This is a genomic window from Ideonella sp. A 288 (assembly GCF_002198735.1).
Taxonomy (GTDB): domain Bacteria; phylum Pseudomonadota; class Gammaproteobacteria; order Burkholderiales; family Burkholderiaceae_C; genus Pseudaquabacterium.
Genome location: NZ_MWLO01000157.1, coordinates 15,964 through 37,641, shown reverse-complemented (window position 1 = coordinate 37,641; position 21,678 = coordinate 15,964). Strand labels below are relative to the sequence as shown.

The following is a 21,678-nucleotide window of genomic DNA, read 5'->3' as shown; positions in this document are numbered from 1 at the left end:
GCGACGACCGGTCAGTAGCGGTAGACCCCGCGACCCGTCTTGCGACCCAGCCAACCCGCGGCGACCATCTCCTTCAGCAGCGGGCAGGGGCGGTACTTCGAGTCGTTGTATTCGTCGACGTACACGTTCATCACGGCCAGACACACGTCCAGCCCGATCATGTCGGCCAGGGCCAGCGGGCCAATCGGGTGGTTGCAGCCGAGCTTCATGCCGGCATCGATGTCCTCAGGCGTGGCCAGCCCCTCGGCCAGCACGAAGAACGCCTCGTTGATCATCGGCACCAGGATGCGGTTGACGACGAACCCCGGTGCGTTCTTCACGGTGACGGGCGTCTTGCCCAGCGCCAGCGCCAGCGCCCTGACGGCGTCGTGCGTCGCGTCGCTGGTCTGCAGGCCGCGGATGATCTCCACCAGCGCCATCATCGGCACCGGGTTGAAGAAATGCATGCCGATGAAGCGGTCGGGCCGCTTCGTGGCGGCGGCCAGCTTGGTGATCGAGATCGAGCTGGTGTTGGTGGCCACGATCGTCTCGTCCGGCAGCATCTCGTCGAGCTGCCCGAGGATCTTGATCTTCAGCGGTTCGCTTTCGGTGGCGGCCTCGATGACCAGTTGCGCCGCCGACAGGTCGGCGTAGTGGGTGCTGCCCCGAATGCGGGCCAGTGCGGCGTCCTTGTCGGCGGCGGACAGTTTGTCCTTCTTGACCAGGCGATCCAGGCTGCCCGAGACCGTGGCCAGGCCGCGCTGCACGGCGGCGTCGTTGATGTCGACCATCACGACAGGGATGCCACAGACCGCACAGGCCTGCGCAATGCCGTTGCCCATGGTGCCGGCGCCGACGACGCCAACGGTGGTGATGCTCATGAGGGTGCTCCGTCAGGGGTGTTGTTGCAGTGCGGCAGTGTAGAACCCAGCCGGCACCCCACCCGTGCGGAGCAGCGCGGCGGTGCAGCGCGGGCCACCGCTGCGCCAGAGGCGCCTCGCGCTCGCTGTGTCAGCGCCCGGCGCTGGCCCGGAAGATGCGCACCGCCTGGGACACCACCTCGGCCTGGCCGGTCAGCGAGCCAGCCGCGGCGGCGAGTTCCTCCACCATTGCCGCGTTCTGCTGCGTCAGGGTGTCCAGTTCGGCCACCGCCACGTTGATCTGCCCGACGCCCTTCGACTGCTCGCCCGTGGCGGCGCTGATCTCGGCGATCAGCGCATGCACGCGTTGCACGGCCTCCTGCGTCTGGACCGTGGTGACGCCAGTCGCGTCGGCCAGTTCACTGCCAGCCTGCACCTTGGCCGACGAATCGGCGATGAGCGTCTTGATCTCCTGCGCCGCCTGCGTGGTGCGCTGGGCCAGCGAGCGCACCTCCGACGCCACGACCGCGAAGCCACGGCCGGCTTCGCCGGCCCGCGCGGCCTCCACCGCCGCATTCAGGGCGAGGATGTTGGTCTGGAAGGAGATGCCATCGATGGTGCCGATGATCTCGGCGATGCGGTTCGAGGCATCGCGGATCTGGTGCATGCGCCCGGCCACGTCGCGCGCGGCCTGGCCGCTGCGCTCGGCCACCGCCGAGGCCTCCCGCGACAGGTCGGCGGCCACGCGGGCGTTGTCCGCGGTCTGGCGGATCGTCCCGGTGATCTGCTCGAGCGAGGCGGCCGTCTGCTGCAGGTTGCTGGCCTGCGATTCGGTGCGGTTGCCCAGGTCGTGGTTGCCGTTGGCGATCTCGCGCGACGCCAGCGTCATGCCTTCCACCTCGCGGCGCACGTCGCCCACGATCGCCTGCAGGTTCACGTTCAGCTGGTTGAGGCCGCGCGAGAGGCGCCCGATCTCGTCCTGCCGGCCAGCTGGCATCGATTGCGTCAGGTCGCCCGCGCTCATGCGGTTCACCGCCTCGATGGCCTGCAGCAGGGGCGAGACCGCCATGCGACGCACGACCCACCCGCAGGCCAGGCCGCCCATCGTGGCTGCGACGATCTGCGCCGCCAGCCCAAAACCCGAGACGACCACGACGATCGCCGAGATCAACATCGCACTGGCCGTGACGAAGGCGGCCAACCGCCCACCGAAGCCCAGGCTGAACGCTTCGGCCAGGCGATGGCGCCAGCCGCTGTGCCGCAGCTCGCCAGCCACCAGGCGGGCGTCGCTGCGGCCTGCAGCGGCTTCCTCCCGCATTCGGGCATAAAGCGCTTCTGCAGCGGCCACCTCGTCGCGGGTGACGCTGGTGCGCACCGACATGTAGCCCGTGACGCGCCCGTTGTCGAGCACCGGCGTGACGTTCGCCCTGACCCAGTAGTGATCGCCGGACTTGCGCCGGTTCTTCACCAGCGCGGTCCAGGGCTGCCCTGACTGCAGCGTGTGCCACATGTCCCGAAAGGCCTCCGCCGGCATGTCCGGGTGGCGGATCATGTTGTGAGGCTGGCCGACGAGCTCGTCCCGCGTGTACCCGCTGACCTCGATGAAGGCCGGGTTGCAGTAGGTGATGTGACTCTTCAGGTCGGTGGAGGACACGAGCGTCGTGCCGGGCGGCACCTGGTACTCGCGCTGGCTGACTGGCAGGTTCTGGCGCATTGTGTCGACTCTCTTGTCTTGAACGGTTGGCGTTGGCCGATGGTGGCGCCATCTGCCAGCGCCAATGCACCGATATCGACCGGAAAGCCGCTGCAAAGCGTGTCGCGTTGTGGGGAGTCCTCGATGGCGCCCGTCGGGCCATCTGCCGAGTGAAGGTATGCTCGTGCGATGTCGATCTGGAGACGCATCCGACCCGCCCCCAAAGCCTATGAAACGGGGGTGCTGATGGTCTGCATGGGCAACATCTGTCGTTCGCCGATGGCCGAGGGCGTGCTGCGCCACAAGTTGGCGCGCCTGGGCCTCGATCACCGCGTCGAGGTCGACTCCGCCGGCACACATGGCGATCGCGGTGCGCCTGCCGATCCGCGCGCGGTGGCTGCTGCCGCACGCCGTGGCTACGATCTGACCCGCCTGCGGTCGCGCAAGGTGACCGACGCCGACTTCGAGCGCTTCGAGCACGTCGTGGTCATGGACGAAGACAACCGGTCGAACCTGCTCGAGCGCTGCCCGCAGGACATGGCCCACCGGATCACGCTGTTGCTGGACCTGTCCCCCCGAAGCGATCTGGTGCGAGAGATCCCCGACCCGTACTACGGCACGGCGCAGGGTTTCGACCTTGTGCTCGATCTCATTGAACCCGCGTGCGATCGGCTGATCGAACGGCTGCGTCAGCGGCTCGACTCGCCCCGCTGACGCCCCCAAGGCCGTCCAGGCCTCAATCTCGACCAAATCAGTCGGCTTAGGCTATACTTGACAAACGCAGTCGGACAACCGGCAGCGCTGGTCCGGTGGATCCACCGGATGCGGACGGTCGGTCCCTGGGGCATCCTTCAGGGGCGGGTCCGCCAGTCGCCGAAAGGCCATCAGGAGAACGTCATGCGTCTGACCACCAAAGGCCGCTTCGCGGTCACTGCGATGATCGATCTGGCCTTGCGATCGAACAATGGGCCGGTGGCCCTGGCCGCCATCAGCCAGCGGCAGCAGATCTCGTTGTCCTACCTCGAACAGTTGTTCGGCAAGCTCCGCCGGCACGAGCTGGTGGAGAGCACCCGCGGGCCGGGTGGCGGCTATTCGCTCGGCCGCAAGTCCGACGAGATCACCGTCGCCGACATCATCGTGGCCGTCGACGAACCGATCGACGCCACCGGCTGCGGCGGCAAGGAAAACTGCATGGGTGACGACGCGGGCCGCTGCATGACGCACGACCTGTGGGCCAGCCTGAACCAGAAGATGATCGAATACCTCGACTCGATCTCGTTGAAGAAGCTGGTGGACGACCAGTTGGCCAAGGGCGTGTCGATCGAGGAGACGCCGATCAAGCGCGCCATCTCGACCGTGCCCGTCGTCAAGCCCATCAAGATCACCGCGCCGAACTCGGTGTTCGCGCTCGGTGGCGTATTGACCAAGTGAACCGCAATTTCCATCACCTGACATGACCCCGCACTTCCCCATCTACCTCGATTACGGCGCGACCACGCCGGTGGACCCCCGTGTCGTCGATGCCATGATCCCGTGGTTGCGCGAGCACTTCGGCAACCCGGCGTCCCGCAGTCACGCCTGGGGCTGGGAGGCCGAGGAGATCGTCGAGAAGTCCCGCGTGCAGGTGGCCGAACTCATCGGTGCCGACCCCCGCGAGATCGTCTGGACGTCCGGTGCCACCGAATCCAACAACCTGGCCATCAAGGGCGCTGCGCAGTTCTACAAGACCCGCGGCAAGCACCTGGTCACGGTGAAGACCGAGCACAAGGCCGTGCTCGATACCACGCGCGAACTCGAGCGCCAGGGCTTCGAAGTCACCTACCTCGACGTGCAGCCCAACGGCCTGCTCGACCTCGACCGCCTGAAGGACGCGCTGCGGCCCGACACCATCCTCGTCTCGGTGATGCTCGTGAACAACGAGATCGGCGTGATCCAGGACATCCCGGCCATCGGCGCGATGTGCCGCGAGCGCGGCATCGTGTTCCACGTCGACGCGGCCCAGGCCACCGGCAAGGTGGCGATCGATCTGGCCACGCTGCCGGTCGACCTGATGAGCCTGGCCTCGCACAAGACCTATGGCCCCAAGGGCATCGGGGCACTGTACGTGCGGCGCAAGCCCCGCGTGCGCATCGAGGCCCAGATGCACGGGGGCGGCCACGAGCGCGGCATGCGCTCGGGCACGCTGCCCACGCACCAGATCGTCGGCATGGGCGAGGCCTTCCGCATCGCCCGAGAAGAGATGGGTGCCGAGCAGGAGCGCATCCGCATGCTGCACCACAAGTTGCTGAGCGGCCTGCAGGACATCGAGCAGACCTTCGTCAACGGCGACCTCGAGCGCCGCGTGCCGCACAACCTGAACATCTCCTTCAATTTCGTCGAGGGCGAGTCGCTCATCATGGGCGTCAAGGGCATCGCGGTGTCCTCGGGCTCGGCCTGCACCTCCGCCAGCCTGGAGCCCAGCTATGTGCTGCGCGCGTTGGGCCGCAGCGACGAACTGGCGCATTCCAGCCTGCGCATGACGATCGGGCGCTTCACCACGGAAGCCGAGATCGACTACGCCGTCGCCACCCTCAAGGACCGGGTGGCCAAGCTGCGCGAACTGTCGCCCTTGTGGGACATGTACCGCGAGGGCGTCGACATCAATTCGATCCAGTGGGCCGCTCACTGAGCACGCCCAGTACACCGGAGCATAGCCATGGCATACAGCGACAAGGTCATCGACCACTACGAAAATCCCCGCAACGTCGGTTCGTTCGAGAAGGGTGACGATTCCGTCGGCACCGGCATGGTCGGTGCGCCGGCCTGCGGCGACGTGATGAAACTGCAGATCAAGGTGAACCCGGCCACGGGCTTGATCGAGGACGCGCGCTTCAAGACCTACGGCTGCGGGTCGGCCATCGCCAGCAGTTCCTTGGTCACCGAATGGGTCAAGGGCAAGACCCTCGACCAGGCGCTGGAGATCAAGAACACCAACATCGCCGAAGAACTGGCATTGCCGCCGGTCAAGATCCACTGTTCCATCCTGGCCGAGGATGCGATCAAGGCGGCCGTGGACGACTACAAGGCCAAGCATGGCGTGGCCCAGCCCGCCGCAGAACACTCGACCCACTGAGCCCATGGCTGTCACATTGTCCGAAGCCGCGGCACGCCACGTGTCGCGCTACATCGCCAAGCGCGGCAAGGGCGTCGGTGTGCGCCTGGGTGTCAAGACGACCGGCTGCTCCGGCCTGGCCTACAAGCTCGAGTACGCCGACGACGTGGCACCCGAAGACCATGTCTTCGAGGACCACGGCGTCAAGGTGCTCATCGATCCCAAGAGCCTGCCCTACCTCGACGGCACCGAACTGGACTTCGTCCGCGAAGGCCTGAACGAAGGCTTCAAGTTCCACAACCCGCGCGAGAAAGACCGCTGCGGCTGCGGCGAATCGTTCCGCGTCTGACCGGCCCTTGGGGTCGGGCTGGGTCGTCCGGGCGCGGCGTGTTCTGCTCCGCGCCCTTGTTTTTGTGTGAGCCGTGATGAGCACCGACACCGTGATCCGTCCCGAGCGCCCGGACCAGCCCGAGGTGCGTGCATTGCTCAATGCGCTGGACGCTTACCTGGCCAGCCTGTACCCGCCCGAAGCCAATCACATCCTGGACGTGCAGGCGCTGGTGGCGTCCGATGTCCGATTCGTCGTCGCTCGAGTCCAGGGGCGGGCCGTGGGTTGCGGGGCGGTGCGCCTGATGGCCGCCGAGGCCGAGACCGGCGGCGTGGCCTACGGTGAAGTCAAGCGCATGTATGTCGCCCCGGCCTGGCGTGGTCAGCGCCTCGCGGAGCAGGTGTTGGACTCGCTGGAACAGCAGTTGCTTTCAGAGGGGCTGGACCGGGCCTTGCTCGAGACCGGACGTGACCAGACCGAGGCCGTTCGACTCTACGAGCGCTGTGGCTATGGGCCCCGCGGGCCCTTCGGTGGCTATCCCGACAATGGACTGTCGGTGTTCTACGAAAAGCGCCTTTGACCCCATGAAACTCGACGACGACGACTTCACGCTGTTCGGCCTGACGCCGATGTTCGCGCTCGACCGCGCGGCGCTCGACGCGCAGTGGCGGGCCCTGCAGTCGCAGGTGCACCCGGACCGATTCGCGGGCGAGGGCGGCTCGGCCCAGCGGGTGGCGATGCAGTGGGCTGTTCGGGTCAACGAGGCCTACCAGCGTCTGAAGGACCCGCTGCAGCGCGGCGCCTACCTCTGCGAGCTGCGCGGTGCACCGATCCAGGCCGAGAACAACACCGCGATGCCGGCGGCCTTCCTGATGCAGCAGATGGCCTGGCGCGAGGCGCTCGACGATGCCGTGGGCGTGGCCCAGGTCGAGGCCCTCGACGAGGCCGTCGCCGCCCAGGAACGCGTGCTGCAGGACGCCTTGCGCGTGGCACTGGACGAACGCAGCGATGCGCCTGCGGCCGCGCAACAGGTCAGGGCCCTGATGTTCGTCGCCCGCTTTCGCGATGACATCCGCCGTCGCCTCGAAGCGCTCGACGCCTGAACTGCTTCCGATCGGGCCCGCCCAAGACGCTCTAGGCCTCTGAACCGACAATACCCCCCATGGCTCTGCTGCAGATCTCCGAACCCGGCCAGGCACCCGACCCGCATGCGCGACGCGTTGCGGTAGGCATCGACCTGGGCACCACCCATTCGCTCGTGGCCGCCGTGCGCCATGGCGTGGCCGAATGCCTGCCGGACGGAGAAGGTCGCGTCCTGCTGCCTTCGGTCGTGCGCTACGTCGACGCCCAGCGCCGTCAGATCGGCCACGAGGCGCTCGCGGTGCAGGCCGAAGACCCCGAGAACACCATCGTGTCGGTGAAGCGTTTCATGGGCCGTCGGCTGGCCGACATCCATGGCCACGAGCGTCTGCCCTATCGCTTCGTCGACCAGCCCGGCATGGTGGCGCTGGACACCCGGGCCGGGCGCAAGTCGCCGGTCGAGGTGTCGGCCGAGATCCTGGCCACGCTCCGGCATCGGGCCGAGGACACCTTCGCCGACGACCTGTTCGGCGCGGTGATCACCGTGCCGGCCTACTTCGACGATGCCCAGCGCCAGGCCACGAAGGATGCTGCGCAACTGGCCGGCCTCAACGTGCTGCGCCTGATCAACGAGCCCACCGCCGCGGCGGTGGCCTATGGCCTGGACAACGGCAGCGAGGGCCTCTACGCGGTGTACGACCTCGGCGGTGGCACCTTCGACATCTCGCTGCTGCGCCTGTCGCGTGGCGTCTTCGAGGTGGTGGCCACCGGCGGCGACTCGGCGCTCGGCGGCGACGACTTCGACCAGGCGCTGGCTGACTGGGCATTGCATCAGGCAGGCCGCCATGCCGACACGGCGCAGGCCAAGCGAGCGGTGCTGGTGGCCGCCCGGGCGACCAAGGAGGCGCTGACGACGGCCGATGACGCAACGCTGTCGTGCCTGCTGGGCGACACACCGCTCGACGTGCGGGTGACGCGCGAGCAGTTCGATGCGATGACACGTCCGCTGGTGGAACGCACGCTCGCGGCGGTGCGCAAGGTGCTGCGCGATGCCCGCATCGGCAAGGCGGAGGTGCAGGGCGTGGTGATGGTCGGCGGCTCCACCCGCATGCCGGCGGTGCGCACCGCGGTGGGCGAGCTGTTCGGCAGGCCGCCGCTGATCAACCTCAACCCCGACGAGGTGGTGGCCGTCGGTGCCGCCATCCAGGCCAATGCCCTGGCAGGCAACAGCCAGGACGGCGAACTGCTGCTGCTCGACGTCATCCCGCTGTCGTTGGGCCTCGAGACCATGGGCGGCCTGGTCGAGCGCGTCATCGAGCGCAACACCACCATCCCGGTGGCCAAGGCGCAGGAATTCACCACCTTCAAGGACGGCCAGACGGCGATGGCCATCCACGTGGTGCAGGGCGAGCGCGAACTGGTGTCCGACTGCCGCTCGCTGGCCCGCTTCGAGCTGCGGGGCATCCCGCCGATGGTGGCCGGCGCCGCGCGCATCCGGGTCACCTTCCAGGTCGATGCCGATGGCCTGCTCAGCGTGTCTGCGCGAGAGCAGGGCTCTGGCGTTGAATCCTCGGTGGTCGTCAAGCCCAGCTATGGCCTGGCCGACGACGACATCGCCCGCATGCTGCGCGAGGGCTTCGACAGTGCCGAAGTCGACATGGCCGTGCGCTCGCTGCGCGAGTCGAGGGTCGAGGCCGAGCGCATGACGCTGGCCACCCGCGCCGCCCTGGCCGCCGACGGGGCATTGCTCGACGACGGCGAGCGCGAGTCGATCGAGGCCCTGCTGTCCGGCCTGGCGCGCGTGGCCGCCGAAGAGGACCATGCCGCCATCGACACGGCCGTCGAGGCCCTGGCCAAGGGCACCGAGGGCTTTGCCGCTGCCCGCATGAACCGCGGCATCCGCGCCGCGCTCACTGGCCGCAAGGTCGAGGACGTCTGACCACCATGCCCGTCATCAAGATCCTGCCGCACGCCGAACTCTGTCCCGAAGGCCGCAGCCTCGAGGTGCCGCGCGGTACCTCCGTCTGCGAGGCCTTGCTCGACCATGGCATCGCCATCGAGCATGCCTGCGAGATGAGCTGTGCCTGCACCACCTGCCACGTCATCGTGCGCCAGGGCTATGCCAGCCTGGGCGAGCCCGACGAGGCCGAGGAAGATCTGCTCGACCGGGCCTGGGGCCTGGAACCGCAGTCGCGCCTGAGCTGCCAGGCCATCGTGGCGGGCCAGGACCTGACCATCGAGATCCCGAAGTACACGATCAACCACGCCCGCGAGAACCACTGACCGCCGGCAGCGTCAGGTGTAGGTGATCCAGTCCCGGTATGCCTCGCCTTCGAGGTGGGGCAGGGTGTTGTAGGTCACCAGCATGTGGCGCTTCGGGGTGAAGGCGAACTCGGTGATCGAACTGTTGCGGATGCGCAGGTTCAACTCGATCGTCACCTCGGGCGCGGTGCCCAGGATCTGTCCCACCGCGGTGGAGATGGGCCCGCCGCTGCTGACCAGCAGCACGTTGCCCTCACACTGGCTGCGCACGTGGTCGAGCGCGCCGGTCACGCCGCCCACGAAGTCTCGGTAACTGGGCATGCCCACCGGCTGCGCGGTGCCGGCCATCCAGCGCTGCAGGCCGTTGCGCAGCAGGCGGAAGTGGTGGCGGTATTCCTCGGCCGAGGTCGGGCGCGTCAGAGGTTCGGGGTGCACCGTGGCGATCACCGCCGCGCTGTCGTACTCGTTCAGTCCAGGCCACTGCAGCGGGGTGGCGTCCAACGCGGCCCCCTCGGCGATCGCGTCCCACGACTGGATCTGGCGCTGCAGCGTGCCGGTGAGCACCGCGTCGAAGGGCAGCCCGCGGCCCTTCAGGTATTCGCCCAGGCGCAGGCATTGCCGGCGGCCGAGGTCACTGAGCCGGTCGTAGTTGTCGGTGCCGAACGAGGCCTGGCCATGGCGCACGAGGAAGAGGGTTCCCATGGCCCGGATTCTGGCGTCACCGCCGGTCGGCCCGTGTCGCCGCAGTGACCGGTGACGCCGCCACCGGGAACCGGCCCACTACACTGCCCGTCGCATGAATGTCCTGGGCATCGAATCCTCCTGCGACGAGACCGGCGTGGCCCTGGTTGCCACCGACGGGGCCGCGGTGCCGCGGCTGTTGTCGCATGCGCTGCACAGCCAGGTGCAAATGCACGAGGCCTACGGCGGCGTGGTGCCCGAACTGGCCTCGCGCGACCACATCCGCCGCGTGCTGCCGCTGGCCCGCGAGGTGCTGGCCGATGCCGGATGCACCCTGGCCGATGTCGACGTGGTGGCCTACACACGCGGGCCGGGCCTGGCGGGCGCGCTGCTCGTCGGCGCCGGCGTGGCCTGTGCGCTGGGTGCGGCGCTTGATCGGCCGGTGCTGGGTGTGCACCACCTCGAAGGACACCTGCTGTCGCCGTTCCTGTCGGCCGACCCGCCGCAGTTTCCGTTCATCGCCCTGCTGGTGTCCGGCGGGCACACGCAGCTGATGCAGGTGGAGGCCGTGGGCAGCTACCGCCTGCTCGGCGAGACCATCGACGACGCGGCGGGCGAGGCCTTCGACAAATCCGCCAAGCTGCTGGGGCTCGGCTACCCGGGCGGACCGGCGCTGTCGCGATTGGCGGCTCAGGGCAATCCGTCGGCCTTCGCACTGCCTCGGCCACTGCTGCACAGCGGGAACCTCGACTTCTCGTTCGCCGGTCTCAAGACCGCGGTGATGACGCAGTTCCGCCGCCTGGGCGACGTACCCACGTCAGGCCAACGTGCCGACCTGGCCGCCTCGACGCAGGCCGCCATCGTGGAAGTGCTGATGAAGAAGTCGATGTCGGCGCTGCGCGAGAGCGGGCTCGATCGGCTGGTGGTGTCGGGCGGCGTCGGCGCCAACGCCGAACTGCGCCGCCAATTGGACGCTGCGGCCAGACGACACGGGCTGCGCATCCACTACCCTGAACTGAGCCTGTGCACGGACAACGGCGCGATGATCGCGTTGGCCGGTGCGATGCGGCTGCAGGCCGGCGTGGCCGCCGCGTCGAAGGACTATGCCTTCGACGTGCGGCCCCGCTGGCCGCTGGACCGGTCGGCGGACTGATCAGCTGACCGTGATCCGCGTTGCCTTGCCGGTGCCGCGCTTCGCCAGGGTCAACGTGAGCACGCCGTGCTCCATCCTGGCGGTTGATTCGGCCTGGTCCACCTCGGCGGGCAGCGTGAAGCTGCGCGCGTAACTGGCCACCGAACGTTCGCGATAGACCACCCGGTCGCCTTCCTTCTTTTCGGCGTCCTGGGTCGAGGCGGCTTCCACGGTCACGCGGCGGCCATCGACGGCGATCTTCACGTCGTCCTTGGTCACGCCGGGCATCTCGAGCTTGACGGTGTACGCGCGCTCGGACTCGGCCACGTCCAGCGCGGGACTGCGCGCCACGTTGGCGTCGGGGCGGCCCACGGGGGCGAAGAAGCGGTCGAACAGGTGATCGTCGAACAGGCGATCGAATGGGCGGCCCAGTTCATTGGCCTGGCGGGTCAGCGGAACGAGAAACATGGTGTGCTCCTTACAATCGGTGGTGGGACGGTGCAGGATCCTGTAGATCGTTGCGACGCACCGCCCATGCCCAACACATGGCAGCGCCCGCGCGGTTTTCAACCGGTGGCTTTTGCGTTGCCGCAATTCCTCTCCCCCCCACGCCCATCCCTGCCATGCGCGACTCCATTGCCCGGCTGCCCGGTTCCAAGATCCGCGAGGTGGCCAACGCCGGGCTCGGTCGTGACGATGTGCTGGCGTTCTGGTTCGGCGAAAGCGACGAGGTGACGCCTCTGGAGGTGCGCGAGGCTGCCTCGGCCTCGCTGGCTCGCGGTGAAACCTTCTATTCGCACAACCTCGGCTTGGCCGAACTGCGCGATGCGCTGCGCCGCTACACCGCTGCCCTGCATGGGGACCCGGGCGACGACCGCATCGCCGTCACCTCGGCGGGCGTGAATGCGCTGATGCTGGCCGCGCAGTTGCTCGTGGACGCGGGCGACGAGGTCGTGGCCGTGGCGCCGATCTGGCCGAACCTGCCCGCGCAAGCGGAGATCCTCGGTGCGCGGGTGCGGCGGGTCAGCTTGTCGCCTGGCGCCGACGGGGCCTGGAACCTCGACCTCGACGCGCTGCGTGCAGCGGTGACGCCCGCCACGCGGCTGCTGCTGCTGAACGCCCCGAACAACCCGACCGGCTGGACCCTGACGCGAGACGAGCAGCAGGCCATCGTCGAGCACTGCCGCCGCACCGGCACCTGGATCGTTGCCGACGAAGTCTACGAGCGGCTCTGGTACGGCCCGGGCAAGGCCGCGCCGAGCTTCCTCGACGTCACCAGCCCCGATGACCGGTTGATCGTCGTGCACAGCTTCTCCAAGAGCTTCCTGATGACCGGTTGGCGCCTGGGCTGGCTGGTGCTGCCGCGGGGCCACCTCGATGCGATGGGCACCTTGCTCGAGTTCAACAGTTCCTGCGCGCCGGTGTTCGTGCAGCGGGGCGCGCTGGCAGCGCTGGCCACGGCCGACGACAGCGTGCCGGCGCTGGTGTCGCGCCTTCGGCACTGCCGCGACACGCTCTGTGGTGCCCTGGCCACCTTGCCGGGCGTGCGGCAGGCCACGCCGGTGGGCGGCATGTACGCCTTCCTGCAGGTGCCTGGCGCGGAGGACTCGCTGGCCGTGGCCAAGCGCCTGGTCACCGAGCATGGCCTGGGCCTGGCGCCCGGCGCCGCCTTCGGCCCGGAGGGGGAAGGGTGGCTGCGCTGGTGCTTCGCCTCGCGCGATCCTGCACGCCTGCTGCAGGGGGTGGAACGGCTGCGCCTGGCTCTGCCCCTATAATCCGCAGGTTTGTCCCACGGGTGCCTGTCTCCCGCGGGTCGATCGAGCACGGCGCGGGTCGGTTTCACCCGCTGCCGCAAGTGGCAACCGGAAACCGTGAGCGACCCTCCCATGGGCGCGGACGCGGTTTCCATCCTCCAGGAAATCCATCATGTCCGTGGCTGACATCAATCGCGCCGAGATCGTCAAAGGCAATGCACGCAGCGCTGCCGATACCGGCTCCCCTGAAGTCCAGGTGGCGCTCCTCACCGCCCGCATCAACGAACTCACCCCGCACTTCAAGTCCCACTTGAAGGACCACCATGGCCGCCGCGGCCTGCTCCGGATGGTCAGCCGTCGGCGCAAGCTGCTCGACTACCTCAAGGGCAAGGACGCCGACCGCTACACCGCGCTGATCCAGAAGCTGGGCCTGCGCAAGTAATCGGCAAGCATGCGTGAAAGAGCCTGTCTGGATCGACCAGCACAGGCTCTTTCGTCTTTGGAGCCCAGCCCCTCAGTCGCAGCTGTGTCATTCCACCGGCGCCAGCCCTTCTGGCTTCTTTGGAATGGCATGCCGCTGATGCCGGCCGATCTGCTCCCGGTCTCGTCGCCGCGCCACCGCAAGCGCGCTGCATCCTCCACCGGAGACGCTTCATGAGCCTTTTCAACAAAGTCACCAAGACCTTCACCTGGGGCCAGCACCAGGTCGTGATGGAAACCGGCGAGATCGCCCGCCAGTCGTCGGGCGCCGTCGTCGTCGACATCGAAGGCACCGTGGTGCTCGCCACGGTGGTCGCCAAGACCGAAGCCAAGGCCGGCCAGGACTTCTTCCCGCTGACCGTCGACTACATCGAGAAGACCTACGCCGCCGGCAAGATCCCCGGCAGCTTCTTCAAGCGCGAAGGCCGTCCCAGCGAACTCGAGACGCTCACCAGCCGCCTGATCGACCGCCCGATCCGCCCGCTGTTCCCCGAAGGCTTCTTCAATGAAGTGCAGGTCGTCGTCCACGTCCTGAGCCTGAACCCCGAGGTGCAGGCCGACATCGCCGCGATGATCGGCACCAGCGCCGCGCTGTCGCTGTCGGGCATCCCGTTCAATGGCCCCATCGGCGCCGCACGCGTGGGCTACATCAACGGCGAGTACGTGCTGAACCCCGGCAAGGCGCAACTGGCCGACAGCAAGATGGAACTGATCGTGGCCGGCACCGAAGGCGCCGTGCTGATGGTCGAATCCGAAGCCGACCAGCTGAGCGAAGAGGTCATGCTCGGTGGCGTGGTCTTCGGCCATGACCAGGGCAAGGTCGCCATCAATGCCATCCACGACCTGGTGCGCGACGCCGGCAAGGCCGAATGGGCCTGGACGGCACCGGTCAAGAACGAGCCTTTCATCGCCAAGGTCACCGCCCTGGCCGAAGACAAGCTGCGTGCCGCCTACCAGATCCGCAGCAAGCAGGCCCGCACCCAGGCCTGCCGCACTGTCACTTCCGACGTGCTGGCCGCGCTGAAGGCCGACGGCGTCGAGTTCGACAAGGTCGAGGTCGAAGGCCTGCTCTTCGAGATCGAGTCGCGCATCGTGCGTGGCCAGATCCTCGCCGGCGAGCCGCGCATCGACGGCCGCGACACCCGCACCGTGCGCCCCATCGAGATCCGCACCGGCGTGCTGCCGCGCACCCACGGCTCGGCACTGTTCACGCGCGGCGAGACGCAGGCGCTGGTCATCGCCACGCTGGGCACCGACCGCGACGCGCAGCGCATCGATGCGCTGGCCGGCGAGTTCGAAGACCGCTTCATGCTGCACTACAACATGCCTCCGTTCGCCACCGGCGAAACCGGCCGCGTGGGCAGCCCGAAGCGCCGCGAGATCGGCCACGGCCGCCTGGCCAAGCGCGCGCTGATCGCCGCGCTGCCGAGCAAGGAAGACTTCCCGTACTCGATCCGCGTCGTCAGCGAGATCACCGAATCGAACGGTTCCTCGTCCATGGCCTCGGTCTGCGGCGGCTGCCTGTCGCTGATGGACGCCGGCGTGCCGATGAAGGCCCACGTGGCCGGCATCGCCATGGGCTTGATCAAGGAAGGCAACCGCTTCGCGGTGCTGACCGACATCCTGGGCGACGAAGATCACCTCGGCGACATGGACTTCAAGGTCGCCGGCACCACCGGCGGCATCACCGCGCTGCAGATGGACATCAAGATCCAGGGCATCACCAAGGAGATCATGCAGGTGGCGCTGGCTCAGGCCAAGGAAGCCCGCATGCACATCCTGGGCTGCATGCAGGACGCGGTCGGCACGGCCAAGGCCGAGGTGTCGGTGTTCGCGCCGCGCCTGTACACGATGAAGATTAATCCGGAGAAGATCCGCGACGTGATCGGCAAGGGCGGCGCCACCATTCGTGCGCTGACCGAGGAAACCGGCTGCACCATTGACATCGGCGAAGACGGCACGATCACCATTGCCAGCACCGATGCCGACAAGGCCGAGTTCGCCAAGAAGCGCATCACCGAGATCACGGCCGAGGCCGAGATCGGCAAGGTCTACGAAGGCCCGATCACCAAGATCCTCGACTTCGGTGCGCTGGTCAACATCCTGCCAGGCAAGGACGGCCTGCTGCACATCAGCCAGATCGCCCACCAGCGCGTCGAGAACGTCACCGACTTCCTGTCTGAAGGCCAGATCGTCAAGGTCAAGGTGCTCGAGACCGACGAGAAGGGGCGCATCAAGCTGTCGATGAAGGCGCTGCTCGAGCGGCCCGAGGGCATGGAAGAAGAGCGCAGCGAGCGTCCGCGCCGCGAGTACGGCGATCGCCCCGACCGTGGCCCGCGTGGCGACCGTCCGCCGCGCCGCGAGCGCAGCGACCGTGGCGATCGGCCCGACCGCCCGCGTGAGCCGGCCGAAGGCGGTGCCGGCGAGTCCTCCGCGCCGGTCGAGCCGCAAGGCAACGACCCGCAGAACCCGCAGTCCTGAGCGCGGCCAAGGCAGCCACCCATGCGCGCCATTGCCATCACCCAATTCGGTGGGCCGGAGGTGCTGGTCGAGACCACGCGTCCCGACCCGCAGCCGGCCGCCGGTGAAGTGCTGGTGCGGGTGACTGCCTCCGGCATCAACCGGCCCGACGTGCTGCAGCGAAAGGGTGCCTACGCCCCGCCGCCCGGCGCGTCGGACCTGCCAGGGCTCGAGATCGCCGGCACCATCGCCGCCGGCGACGCGGCAGAGTTGGCGGCCGCTGGCCTGTCCCTTGGCCAGCGTGTGTGCGCGCTGGTGGCGGGCGGCGGCTATGCCGAGTTGTGCGTGGCGCCGATCGCGCAATGCCTGCCGGTGCCGGACGGACTGTCCGACGTCGAGGCGGCCAGCCTGCCCGAAACCTTCTTCACCGTGTGGTCCAACGTGTTCGACCGCGGGCGGCTCCAGCCGGGCGAGACGCTGCTGGTGCAGGGCGGCTCCAGTGGCATCGGCGTCACCGCGATCCAGCTCGGCAAGGCCTTCGGCGCCAAGGTGCTGGTCACGGCCGGCAGCGACGACAAGGTGGCGGCCTGCGTGGCGCTGGGCGCCGACGTCGGCATCAACTACCGCCGGCAGGACTTCGTCGCCGAGGTCAAGGCCGCCACCGGCGGCCGTGGCGCCGACGTCGTGCTCGACATGGTGGCCGGCGACTATGTCGGCCGAGAACTGCAGTGCCTGGCCGATGACGGCCGCCTGGTCATCATCGCGGTGCAGGGCGGCGTGAAGAGCGAGATCAACGCGGGCGAGGTGCTGAGGCGCCGTCTGACGATCACCGGTTCCACACTCAGGCCAAGGCCCGTCGCGTTCAAGGGCGCGATCGCGGCGGCCCTGCGGCAACGGGTGTGGCCCGTGCTGGCCTCCGGCCAGGTGCGGCCGGTGATCCACACGGTGTTCCCGGCAGCGCAGGCCGCCCAGGCCCACGCCTTGATGGAATCGAGCCAGCACGTCGGCAAGATCGTGCTGGACTGGACCCTTTGAAGGACTCAACCATGCGACGCAAGCTCGTGGCCGGCAACTGGAAGATGCACGGCAGCCACACCACCAATGCCGAACTGCTCTCGGGCATCATCGGCTCGGGCCCCTATGGGTGCGACGTGGCGGTGTGCGTGCCGTTTCCCTACCTGTCCGAAACGGCCGTCACGCTGGCGCGCAGCCAGATCCGCTGGGGTGCGCAGGATTGCTCCAAGCACGAGCAGGGCGCCTACACCGGCGAGGTCTCGGTGGGCATGCTCGTCGAGTTCGGTTGCCGCTACGTGATCGTCGGCCATTCCGAGCGCCGGCAGTTCCACGCCGAGGGCGATCAGTTGGTGGCCGACAAGGCCAAGGCCGCGCTGTCGCGCGGCGTGACGCCGATCGTCTGTGTCGGCGAGACGCTCGCCCAGCGTGAGGCCGGCGAGACCGAGTCGGTGGTCAAGCGCCAGTTGTCGGCCGTGATCCACACGCTGGGGCATTGCGCCGGCGAGATGGTCGTGGCCTACGAACCGGTGTGGGCCATCGGCACCGGCCGCACGGCCACGCCCGAGCAGGCCCAGGCGGTGCACGCGCTGCTGCGTGCCCAGCTGCGCGCCGCCACGCCGCAGGCCGATGCGATGAAGATCCTGTACGGCGGCAGCGTCAAGCCCGACAACGCGTCCACGCTGTTCGGCCAGGCCGACATCGATGGCGGCCTCATCGGCGGTGCCAGCCTCAAGGCGAGCGATTTCGTGGCCATCTGCCGTGCGGCGGGTTGAGCCCAAGACAACGGAGAAGAAGTCAAATGCAAATCTGGATGAATCTGGTGCTGGTGGTGCAGTTGCTGTCGGCCATCGTGATGATCGGCCTGGTGCTGGTCCAACACGGAAAGGGCGCGGACATGGGCGCGTCCTTTGGCAGTGGCGCCTCGGGCAGCCTGTTCGGCGCCACTGGCAGCGCGAACTTCCTGTCGCGCTCGACGGCAGTGTGCGCGAGCGTGTTCTTTGTCTGCACGCTGGCGCTGGCCTTTCTCACGAACAGCGCCACGATGACCGCACCCAGCAGCGGCGGCAGCGTGCTCGATCGTGCGGCGCCAGCGGCCAGTGCGGCAGCCCCTGCCACCAACGCGATTCCTGGCACAGTGACCGTGCCGCTTCCTGGTCCGACAACGGCACCGGCAGCCTCGGCCGCGGCGTCTGCGGCCCCTGGCACCATTCCGACCAAGTGACCATCGGATCGGGGCTTGTGGGAGCGCAAGGTCTGCATCGCAGACCCGCAGAAACCCGCGGATCGACCAATTTTTGAGTTTAGAATTCGAGGCTGTTCAGCGAGCCAATCCTCTCGCAAGCTGAGCGCCGCCGGGGCTTTTTCGGCCCGGTAAAGTGGCCGTCGTGGTGAAATTGGTAGACACGCTATCTTGAGGGGGTAGTGGCGAAAGCTGTGCGAGTTCGAGTCTCGCCGACGGCACCAACGTTTCGATGCAGTGCAGGCCGCCTCCGGGCGCCTGGGCTGTGCGCCCTGGCAGCAGGGAGCAAGATCGGGCGCGCTCTGCGGCCATCATCAGATGGCGGACGGCGCGCCATTTTTCTGGCCGGATGTTTCTTGACGCGAAGCTGACACTCGATCATGGACCTGCAACAGTACCTGCCTGTCATCCTGTTCATCATGGTCGGCGTCGGCGTCGGCGTTGCCCCCCAAGTGCTCGGCTACCTGCTCGGTCCGCAGCGGCCCGACGCCGCCAAGAACAGCCCCTACGAATGCGGCTTCGAAGCTTTCGACGACGCGCGCATGAAATTCGACGTGCGCTATTACCTCGTCGCCATCCTCTTCATCCTGTTCGATCTGGAAATTGCGTTTCTGTTCCCTTGGGCGGTTGCGCTGCGTGACATCGGGGCGTCAGGCTTCTGGGCGATGATGATCTTCCTCACCATCCTCGTGGTGGGGTTCATCTACGAATGGAAGAAGGGCGCGCTGGACTGGGAATGACGGTCGCAACGCACCACAGCACACGAGGATCAAGCCCATGGGCATCGAAGGCGTACTGAAGGAAGGCTTCGTCACCACGTCGGTGGACAAGCTGATCAACTGGTCGAAGACCGGTTCGCTGTGGCCGATGACGTTCGGTCTGGCCTGCTGTGCAGTCGAGATGATGCACGCCGGTGCGGCGCGCTACGACATCGACCGGTTCGGGATGCTCTTCCGCCCCAGTCCTCGGCAGAGCGATCTGATGGTGGTTGCGGGCACGCTGTGCAACAAGATGGGCCCTGCGCTGCGCAAGGTCTACGATCAGATGGCCGAGCCTCGCTGGGTGTTGAGCATGGGCTCGTGCGCCAACGGTGGAGGCTACTACCACTACAGCTATTCGGTGGTCCGCGGTTGCGATCGAATCGTACCGGTCGACGTGTACGTCCCGGGTTGCCCGCCGACGGCCGAAGCATTGCTGTATGGCATCCTGCAGCTGCAGGCCAAGATCCGCCGCGAAAACACGATCGCCCGAGCCTGACATGACCGTTCGACTCGACAAACTGCAAGCCGCCCTCGAGGCCGCGCTCGGCGACAAGATCAAGCACCTCAAGCGAGAGCGAGGCGAGATCACGATCACCGTCGATGCCGCCCACTACCTGGCCGCTGCCTCGGTGCTTCGCAACGACACGAGCCTCAAGTTCGAGCAACTGATCGACGTTTGCGGCATCGACTACAGCAGTTGGAAGGATCGCTCCTGGGACGGCCCGCGTTACTGCGTCGTCACGCACCTGCTGTCGGTCAGCCTCAACTGGCGTGTTCGCCTGAAGGTCTTCGCGCCAGATGACGACATGCCCGTGGTGGCCTCGCTCACCGACCTGTGGTCGTCGGCCAACTGGTTCGAGCGAGAGGCGTTCGACATGATCGGCGTGATCTTCGAAGGTCATATCGACCTCCGTCGCATCCTCACCGACTACGGCTTCATCGGCCATCCGATGCGCAAGGACTTCCCGGTGACGGGGCACGTCGAGATGCGCTACGACCCCGAGTTGAAGCGCGTGATCTATCAGCCGGTGACCATCGAGCCGCGAGAAATCACCCCGCGCATCATCCGCGAAGACAACTACGGCGGACTGCATTGAGCCGAAAGTGATTCATGGCTGAAATCAAGAACTACACACTCAACTTCGGGCCCCAGCACCCGGCGGCGCACGGCGTGCTGCGTCTGGTGCTCGAGCTCGATGGCGAAGTCATCCAGCGTGCCGACCCCCACATCGGACTGCTGCACCGGGCCACCGAGAAGCTGGCCGAGAGCAAGACCTACATCCAGTCGCTGCCTTACATGGACCGTCTCGATTACGTGTCCATGATGTGCAACGAGCATGCGTTCTGCCTGGCCATCGAGCGCCTGCTGGGCATCGAGGTGCCCGAGCGCGCGCAGTACATCCGCGTGATGTTCAGCGAGATCACGCGACTGCTGAACCACCTGATGTGGCTGGGTGCGCACGGTTTGGACTGCGGTGCGATGAACATGTTCGTCTACACCTTCCGCGAGCGGGAGGATCTGTTGGACATGTACGAAGCGGTGTCGGGGGCGCGCATGCACGCGGCCTATTTCCGGCCGGGCGGCGTGTACCGCGACCTGCCGGACACGATGCCGCAGTACAGCGTCAGCAAGATCAAGAACGAGCGGGCCATCAAGGCATTGAACGAGAATCGGCAGGGCACGCTGCTGGACTATGTCGACGATTTCACCCGGCGCTTTCCCGGTCTCGTCGATGAGTACGAAACGCTGCTCACCGACAACCGCATCTGGAAGCAGCGCACCGTGGGCATTGGCGTGGTCTCGCCGGAGCGCGCGTTGAACCTCGGGTTCACCGGGCCCATGCTGCGCGGCTCGGGCGTCACCTGGGACCTGCGCAAGCACCAGCCCTACGACGTCTACGACAAGATCGATTTCGACATGGCGCTGGGCGTCAACGGCGACACCTACGACCGCTACCTGGTGCGTGTCGAGGAAATGCGCCAGTCCAATCGCATCATCCAGCAATGCTCTGCCTGGTTGCGCAACAACCCTGGTCCGGTGATCGTCGACAACCACAAGGTGGCACCTCCGCCGCGGGTCGACATGAAGAGCAACATGGAGGAGTTGATCCACCATTTCAAGCTCTTCACCGAAGGCTTCCACGTACCCGAAGGCGAAGCTTATGCCGCGGTCGAACACCCGAAGGGCGAGTTCGGGATCTACATGGTCAGCGACGGCGCCAACAAGCCCTATCGCATGAAGATCCGCGCCCCTGGCTTTGCCCACCTTGCTGCGCTTGACGAGATGTCGCGTGGCCACATGATCGCCGACGCGGTGGCAATCATCGGCACCATGGACATCGTGTTTGGCGAGATCGACAGATGATGCTCTCTGAAGAAACCAAGGCCCGATTCGCACGCGAAGTGGCCAAGTACCCGGCTGACCAGGCGCAGTCTGCGGTGATGGCCTGCCTGTCCATCGTGCAGCAGGAGCAGGGTCATGTCTCGGCCGAATCCGAGGAGGCGATTGCCAGCTACCTCGGCATGGCGCCGATCGCGGTTCGCGAGGTGACCACGTTCTACAACATGTACAACCAGCAGCCGGTGGGCAAGTTCAAGCTCAACGTCTGCACGAACCTGCCGTGCCAGCTGCGCAACGGGCAACAGGCGCTCGAGCACCTTTGCCACAAGCTGGGCATCGAGGACGGCGGCACCACGCCCGACGGCATGTTCACCGTGGCCAAGTGCGAATGCCTCGGCGCCTGCGCCGATGCGCCGGTGATGCTGGTCAACGACCGGCAGATGGTCAGCTACATGAGCAACGAGCGCCTCGACGAACTGGTCGACGTGCTGAAGGCACAGGCCAAGTGAGCGCCACGATCAT

At 67.2% G+C, this 21,678-nt stretch carries 25 protein-coding genes and 1 tRNA gene; 22 read left to right on the top strand and 4 right to left on the bottom strand.

Annotated features, from left to right (window positions below; genetic code table 11):
• Positions 1-11: 11 nt before the first annotated feature.
• Both EOINJALH_RS28760 and EOINJALH_RS28755 read right to left on the bottom strand, forming a co-directional pair.
• Positions 12-860 (bottom strand): 3-hydroxybutyryl-CoA dehydrogenase, encoded by an 849-nt coding sequence (locus tag EOINJALH_RS28760; protein ID WP_088286731.1) that lies wholly within the window; start codon positions 858-860, stop codon positions 12-14.
• Between the two features lie 130 nt (positions 861-990).
• The gene (locus EOINJALH_RS28755) at positions 991-2,553 is read right to left on the bottom strand and encodes a methyl-accepting chemotaxis protein (protein WP_088286729.1); all 1,563 of its coding nucleotides are present in this window, start codon (positions 2,551-2,553) and stop codon (positions 991-993) included.
• 168 nt (positions 2,554-2,721) lie between these two features.
• Here EOINJALH_RS28755 and EOINJALH_RS28750 point away from each other — a divergent pair, with 168 nt between their 5' ends.
• The 9 genes from EOINJALH_RS28750 to fdx all read left to right on the top strand — a co-directional run bounded on the left by EOINJALH_RS28750 (position 2,722) and on the right by fdx (position 9,314).
• Positions 2,722-3,246, top strand: coding sequence for a low molecular weight protein-tyrosine-phosphatase (locus EOINJALH_RS28750; protein ID WP_088286727.1), 525 nt, complete (start codon positions 2,722-2,724; stop codon positions 3,244-3,246).
• 183 nt (positions 3,247-3,429) lie between these two features.
• On the top strand, positions 3,430-3,963 hold the full coding sequence (gene iscR / locus EOINJALH_RS28745) for a Fe-S cluster assembly transcriptional regulator IscR (RefSeq protein WP_088286725.1): 534 nt from the start codon (positions 3,430-3,432) through the stop codon (positions 3,961-3,963).
• Positions 3,964-3,985: 22 nt separating this feature from the next.
• A complete protein-coding gene (locus EOINJALH_RS28740) occupies positions 3,986-5,200 on the top strand; it encodes an IscS subfamily cysteine desulfurase (protein ID WP_088286723.1) in 1,215 nt (404 codons plus the stop codon).
• A gap of 27 nt (positions 5,201-5,227) precedes the next feature.
• Positions 5,228-5,644 (top strand): Fe-S cluster assembly scaffold IscU, encoded by a 417-nt coding sequence (iscU, locus tag EOINJALH_RS28735; protein WP_088286721.1) that lies wholly within the window; start codon positions 5,228-5,230, stop codon positions 5,642-5,644.
• A 4-nt stretch (positions 5,645-5,648) separates the two neighbouring features.
• The gene (gene iscA / locus EOINJALH_RS28730; RefSeq protein ID WP_088286719.1) at positions 5,649-5,972 is read left to right on the top strand and encodes an iron-sulfur cluster assembly protein IscA; all 324 of its coding nucleotides are present in this window, start codon (positions 5,649-5,651) and stop codon (positions 5,970-5,972) included.
• 76 nt (positions 5,973-6,048) lie between these two features.
• The gene (locus EOINJALH_RS28725; protein ID WP_088286717.1) at positions 6,049-6,531 is read left to right on the top strand and encodes a GNAT family N-acetyltransferase; all 483 of its coding nucleotides are present in this window, start codon (positions 6,049-6,051) and stop codon (positions 6,529-6,531) included.
• 4 nt (positions 6,532-6,535) lie between these two features.
• Positions 6,536-7,054: a Fe-S protein assembly co-chaperone HscB gene (gene hscB, locus EOINJALH_RS28720; protein WP_088286715.1), complete on the top strand. Its 519-nt coding sequence runs from the start codon at positions 6,536-6,538 to the stop codon at positions 7,052-7,054.
• Between the two features lie 59 nt (positions 7,055-7,113).
• Positions 7,114-8,970, top strand: coding sequence for a Fe-S protein assembly chaperone HscA (gene hscA, locus EOINJALH_RS28715; RefSeq protein WP_088286713.1), 1,857 nt, complete (start codon positions 7,114-7,116; stop codon positions 8,968-8,970).
• A 5-nt stretch (positions 8,971-8,975) separates the two neighbouring features.
• Complete coding sequence (gene fdx, locus EOINJALH_RS28710; protein WP_088286711.1) at positions 8,976-9,314, top strand: ISC system 2Fe-2S type ferredoxin; 339 nt, start codon at positions 8,976-8,978, stop codon at positions 9,312-9,314.
• A 12-nt stretch (positions 9,315-9,326) separates the two neighbouring features.
• On the opposite strand, the gene EOINJALH_RS28705 is transcribed toward fdx, so the two are convergent.
• Positions 9,327-9,995, bottom strand: coding sequence for a histidine phosphatase family protein (locus EOINJALH_RS28705; protein WP_088286709.1), 669 nt, complete (start codon positions 9,993-9,995; stop codon positions 9,327-9,329).
• A 94-nt stretch (positions 9,996-10,089) separates the two neighbouring features.
• Between EOINJALH_RS28705 and tsaD the strand changes: the two genes are divergently transcribed.
• Entirely contained in the window at positions 10,090-11,127 is a 1,038-nt protein-coding gene (gene tsaD, locus EOINJALH_RS28700) for a tRNA (adenosine(37)-N6)-threonylcarbamoyltransferase complex transferase subunit TsaD (protein WP_088286707.1), read from the top strand.
• Here the strand turns inward: tsaD and EOINJALH_RS28695 are convergent, their stop codons facing one another.
• Positions 11,128-11,574: an Hsp20/alpha crystallin family protein gene (locus EOINJALH_RS28695; protein WP_088286705.1), complete on the bottom strand. Its 447-nt coding sequence runs from the start codon at positions 11,572-11,574 to the stop codon at positions 11,128-11,130.
• A gap of 155 nt (positions 11,575-11,729) precedes the next feature.
• Between EOINJALH_RS28695 and EOINJALH_RS28690 the strand changes: the two genes are divergently transcribed.
• The 12 genes from EOINJALH_RS28690 (at position 11,730) to nuoE (ending at position 21,665) form a co-directional block, all read left to right on the top strand.
• On the top strand, positions 11,730-12,881 hold the full coding sequence (locus tag EOINJALH_RS28690; protein ID WP_088286703.1) for a pyridoxal phosphate-dependent aminotransferase: 1,152 nt from the start codon (positions 11,730-11,732) through the stop codon (positions 12,879-12,881).
• Positions 12,882-13,032: 151 nt separating this feature from the next.
• Positions 13,033-13,302 carry a 30S ribosomal protein S15 gene (gene rpsO / locus EOINJALH_RS28685; protein WP_088286701.1) on the top strand — a complete coding sequence of 90 codons (270 nt, stop codon included), beginning with the start codon at positions 13,033-13,035 and terminating at the stop codon, positions 13,300-13,302.
• A gap of 212 nt (positions 13,303-13,514) precedes the next feature.
• Positions 13,515-15,821 carry a polyribonucleotide nucleotidyltransferase gene (gene pnp, locus EOINJALH_RS28680; protein WP_088286699.1) on the top strand — a complete coding sequence of 769 codons (2,307 nt, stop codon included), beginning with the start codon at positions 13,515-13,517 and terminating at the stop codon, positions 15,819-15,821.
• Positions 15,822-15,842: 21 nt separating this feature from the next.
• Positions 15,843-16,835 (top strand): NAD(P)H-quinone oxidoreductase, encoded by a 993-nt coding sequence (locus EOINJALH_RS28675; protein WP_088286696.1) that lies wholly within the window; start codon positions 15,843-15,845, stop codon positions 16,833-16,835.
• 11 nt (positions 16,836-16,846) lie between these two features.
• Complete coding sequence (gene tpiA / locus EOINJALH_RS28670) at positions 16,847-17,587, top strand: triose-phosphate isomerase (protein ID WP_088286693.1); 741 nt, start codon at positions 16,847-16,849, stop codon at positions 17,585-17,587.
• Positions 17,588-17,613: 26 nt separating this feature from the next.
• Positions 17,614-18,036, top strand: coding sequence for a preprotein translocase subunit SecG (gene secG / locus EOINJALH_RS28665; protein ID WP_088286691.1), 423 nt, complete (start codon positions 17,614-17,616; stop codon positions 18,034-18,036).
• Positions 18,037-18,193: 157 nt separating this feature from the next.
• Positions 18,194-18,278, top strand: a tRNA-Leu gene (locus EOINJALH_RS28660).
• A 156-nt stretch (positions 18,279-18,434) separates the two neighbouring features.
• Positions 18,435-18,794, top strand: coding sequence for an NADH-quinone oxidoreductase subunit A (locus EOINJALH_RS28655; protein WP_088286689.1), 360 nt, complete (start codon positions 18,435-18,437; stop codon positions 18,792-18,794).
• Positions 18,795-18,831: 37 nt separating this feature from the next.
• Positions 18,832-19,311: an NADH-quinone oxidoreductase subunit B family protein gene (locus tag EOINJALH_RS28650; protein ID WP_009551904.1), complete on the top strand. Its 480-nt coding sequence runs from the start codon at positions 18,832-18,834 to the stop codon at positions 19,309-19,311.
• 1 nt (position 19,312) lies between these two features.
• Positions 19,313-19,912 (top strand): NADH-quinone oxidoreductase subunit C, encoded by a 600-nt coding sequence (locus tag EOINJALH_RS28645; RefSeq protein WP_088286687.1) that lies wholly within the window; start codon positions 19,313-19,315, stop codon positions 19,910-19,912.
• 14 nt (positions 19,913-19,926) lie between these two features.
• Positions 19,927-21,180, top strand: coding sequence for an NADH-quinone oxidoreductase subunit D (locus EOINJALH_RS28640; protein ID WP_088286685.1), 1,254 nt, complete (start codon positions 19,927-19,929; stop codon positions 21,178-21,180).
• Entirely contained in the window at positions 21,180-21,665 is a 486-nt protein-coding gene (nuoE, locus tag EOINJALH_RS28635; protein WP_088286751.1) for an NADH-quinone oxidoreductase subunit NuoE, read from the top strand. Before EOINJALH_RS28640 ends, nuoE begins: the two co-directional genes overlap by 1 nt.
• Positions 21,666-21,678: the final 13 nt, after the last annotated feature.

Bases quoted from the DNA above. Each gene is read 5' to 3' on its own strand.
- EOINJALH_RS28655 (WP_088286689.1), top strand. From the start codon at position 18,435: ATGGACCTGCAACAGTACCTGCCTGTCATCCTGTTCATCATGGTCGGC.
- EOINJALH_RS28695 (WP_088286705.1), bottom strand. From the start codon at position 11,574: ATGTTTCTCGTTCCGCTGACCCGCCAGGCCAATGAACTGGGCCGCCCA.
- iscA (WP_088286719.1), top strand. From the start codon at position 5,649: ATGGCTGTCACATTGTCCGAAGCCGCGGCACGCCACGTGTCGCGCTAC.
- pnp (WP_088286699.1), top strand. From the start codon at position 13,515: ATGAGCCTTTTCAACAAAGTCACCAAGACCTTCACCTGGGGCCAGCAC.
- EOINJALH_RS28640 (WP_088286685.1), top strand. From the start codon at position 19,927: ATGGCTGAAATCAAGAACTACACACTCAACTTCGGGCCCCAGCACCCG.
- EOINJALH_RS28755 (WP_088286729.1), bottom strand. From the start codon at position 2,553: ATGCGCCAGAACCTGCCAGTCAGCCAGCGCGAGTACCAGGTGCCGCCC.
- EOINJALH_RS28725 (WP_088286717.1), top strand. From the start codon at position 6,049: ATGAGCACCGACACCGTGATCCGTCCCGAGCGCCCGGACCAGCCCGAG.
- nuoE (WP_088286751.1), top strand. From the start codon at position 21,180: ATGCTCTCTGAAGAAACCAAGGCCCGATTCGCACGCGAAGTGGCCAAG.
- EOINJALH_RS28675 (WP_088286696.1), top strand. From the start codon at position 15,843: ATGCGCGCCATTGCCATCACCCAATTCGGTGGGCCGGAGGTGCTGGTC.
- secG (WP_088286691.1), top strand. From the start codon at position 17,614: ATGCAAATCTGGATGAATCTGGTGCTGGTGGTGCAGTTGCTGTCGGCC.
- tpiA (WP_088286693.1), top strand. From the start codon at position 16,847: ATGCGACGCAAGCTCGTGGCCGGCAACTGGAAGATGCACGGCAGCCAC.
- iscU (WP_088286721.1), top strand. From the start codon at position 5,228: ATGGCATACAGCGACAAGGTCATCGACCACTACGAAAATCCCCGCAAC.
- hscB (WP_088286715.1), top strand. From the start codon at position 6,536: ATGAAACTCGACGACGACGACTTCACGCTGTTCGGCCTGACGCCGATG.
- fdx (WP_088286711.1), top strand. From the start codon at position 8,976: ATGCCCGTCATCAAGATCCTGCCGCACGCCGAACTCTGTCCCGAAGGC.
- rpsO (WP_088286701.1), top strand. From the start codon at position 13,033: ATGTCCGTGGCTGACATCAATCGCGCCGAGATCGTCAAAGGCAATGCA.
- tsaD (WP_088286707.1), top strand. From the start codon at position 10,090: ATGAATGTCCTGGGCATCGAATCCTCCTGCGACGAGACCGGCGTGGCC.
- EOINJALH_RS28705 (WP_088286709.1), bottom strand. From the start codon at position 9,995: ATGGGAACCCTCTTCCTCGTGCGCCATGGCCAGGCCTCGTTCGGCACC.
- EOINJALH_RS28750 (WP_088286727.1), top strand. From the start codon at position 2,722: ATGTCGATCTGGAGACGCATCCGACCCGCCCCCAAAGCCTATGAAACG.
- EOINJALH_RS28690 (WP_088286703.1), top strand. From the start codon at position 11,730: ATGCGCGACTCCATTGCCCGGCTGCCCGGTTCCAAGATCCGCGAGGTG.
- EOINJALH_RS28760 (WP_088286731.1), bottom strand. From the start codon at position 860: ATGAGCATCACCACCGTTGGCGTCGTCGGCGCCGGCACCATGGGCAAC.
- hscA (WP_088286713.1), top strand. From the start codon at position 7,114: ATGGCTCTGCTGCAGATCTCCGAACCCGGCCAGGCACCCGACCCGCAT.
- EOINJALH_RS28650 (WP_009551904.1), top strand. From the start codon at position 18,832: ATGGGCATCGAAGGCGTACTGAAGGAAGGCTTCGTCACCACGTCGGTG.
- iscR (WP_088286725.1), top strand. From the start codon at position 3,430: ATGCGTCTGACCACCAAAGGCCGCTTCGCGGTCACTGCGATGATCGAT.
- EOINJALH_RS28645 (WP_088286687.1), top strand. From the start codon at position 19,313: ATGACCGTTCGACTCGACAAACTGCAAGCCGCCCTCGAGGCCGCGCTC.
- EOINJALH_RS28740 (WP_088286723.1), top strand. From the start codon at position 3,986: ATGACCCCGCACTTCCCCATCTACCTCGATTACGGCGCGACCACGCCG.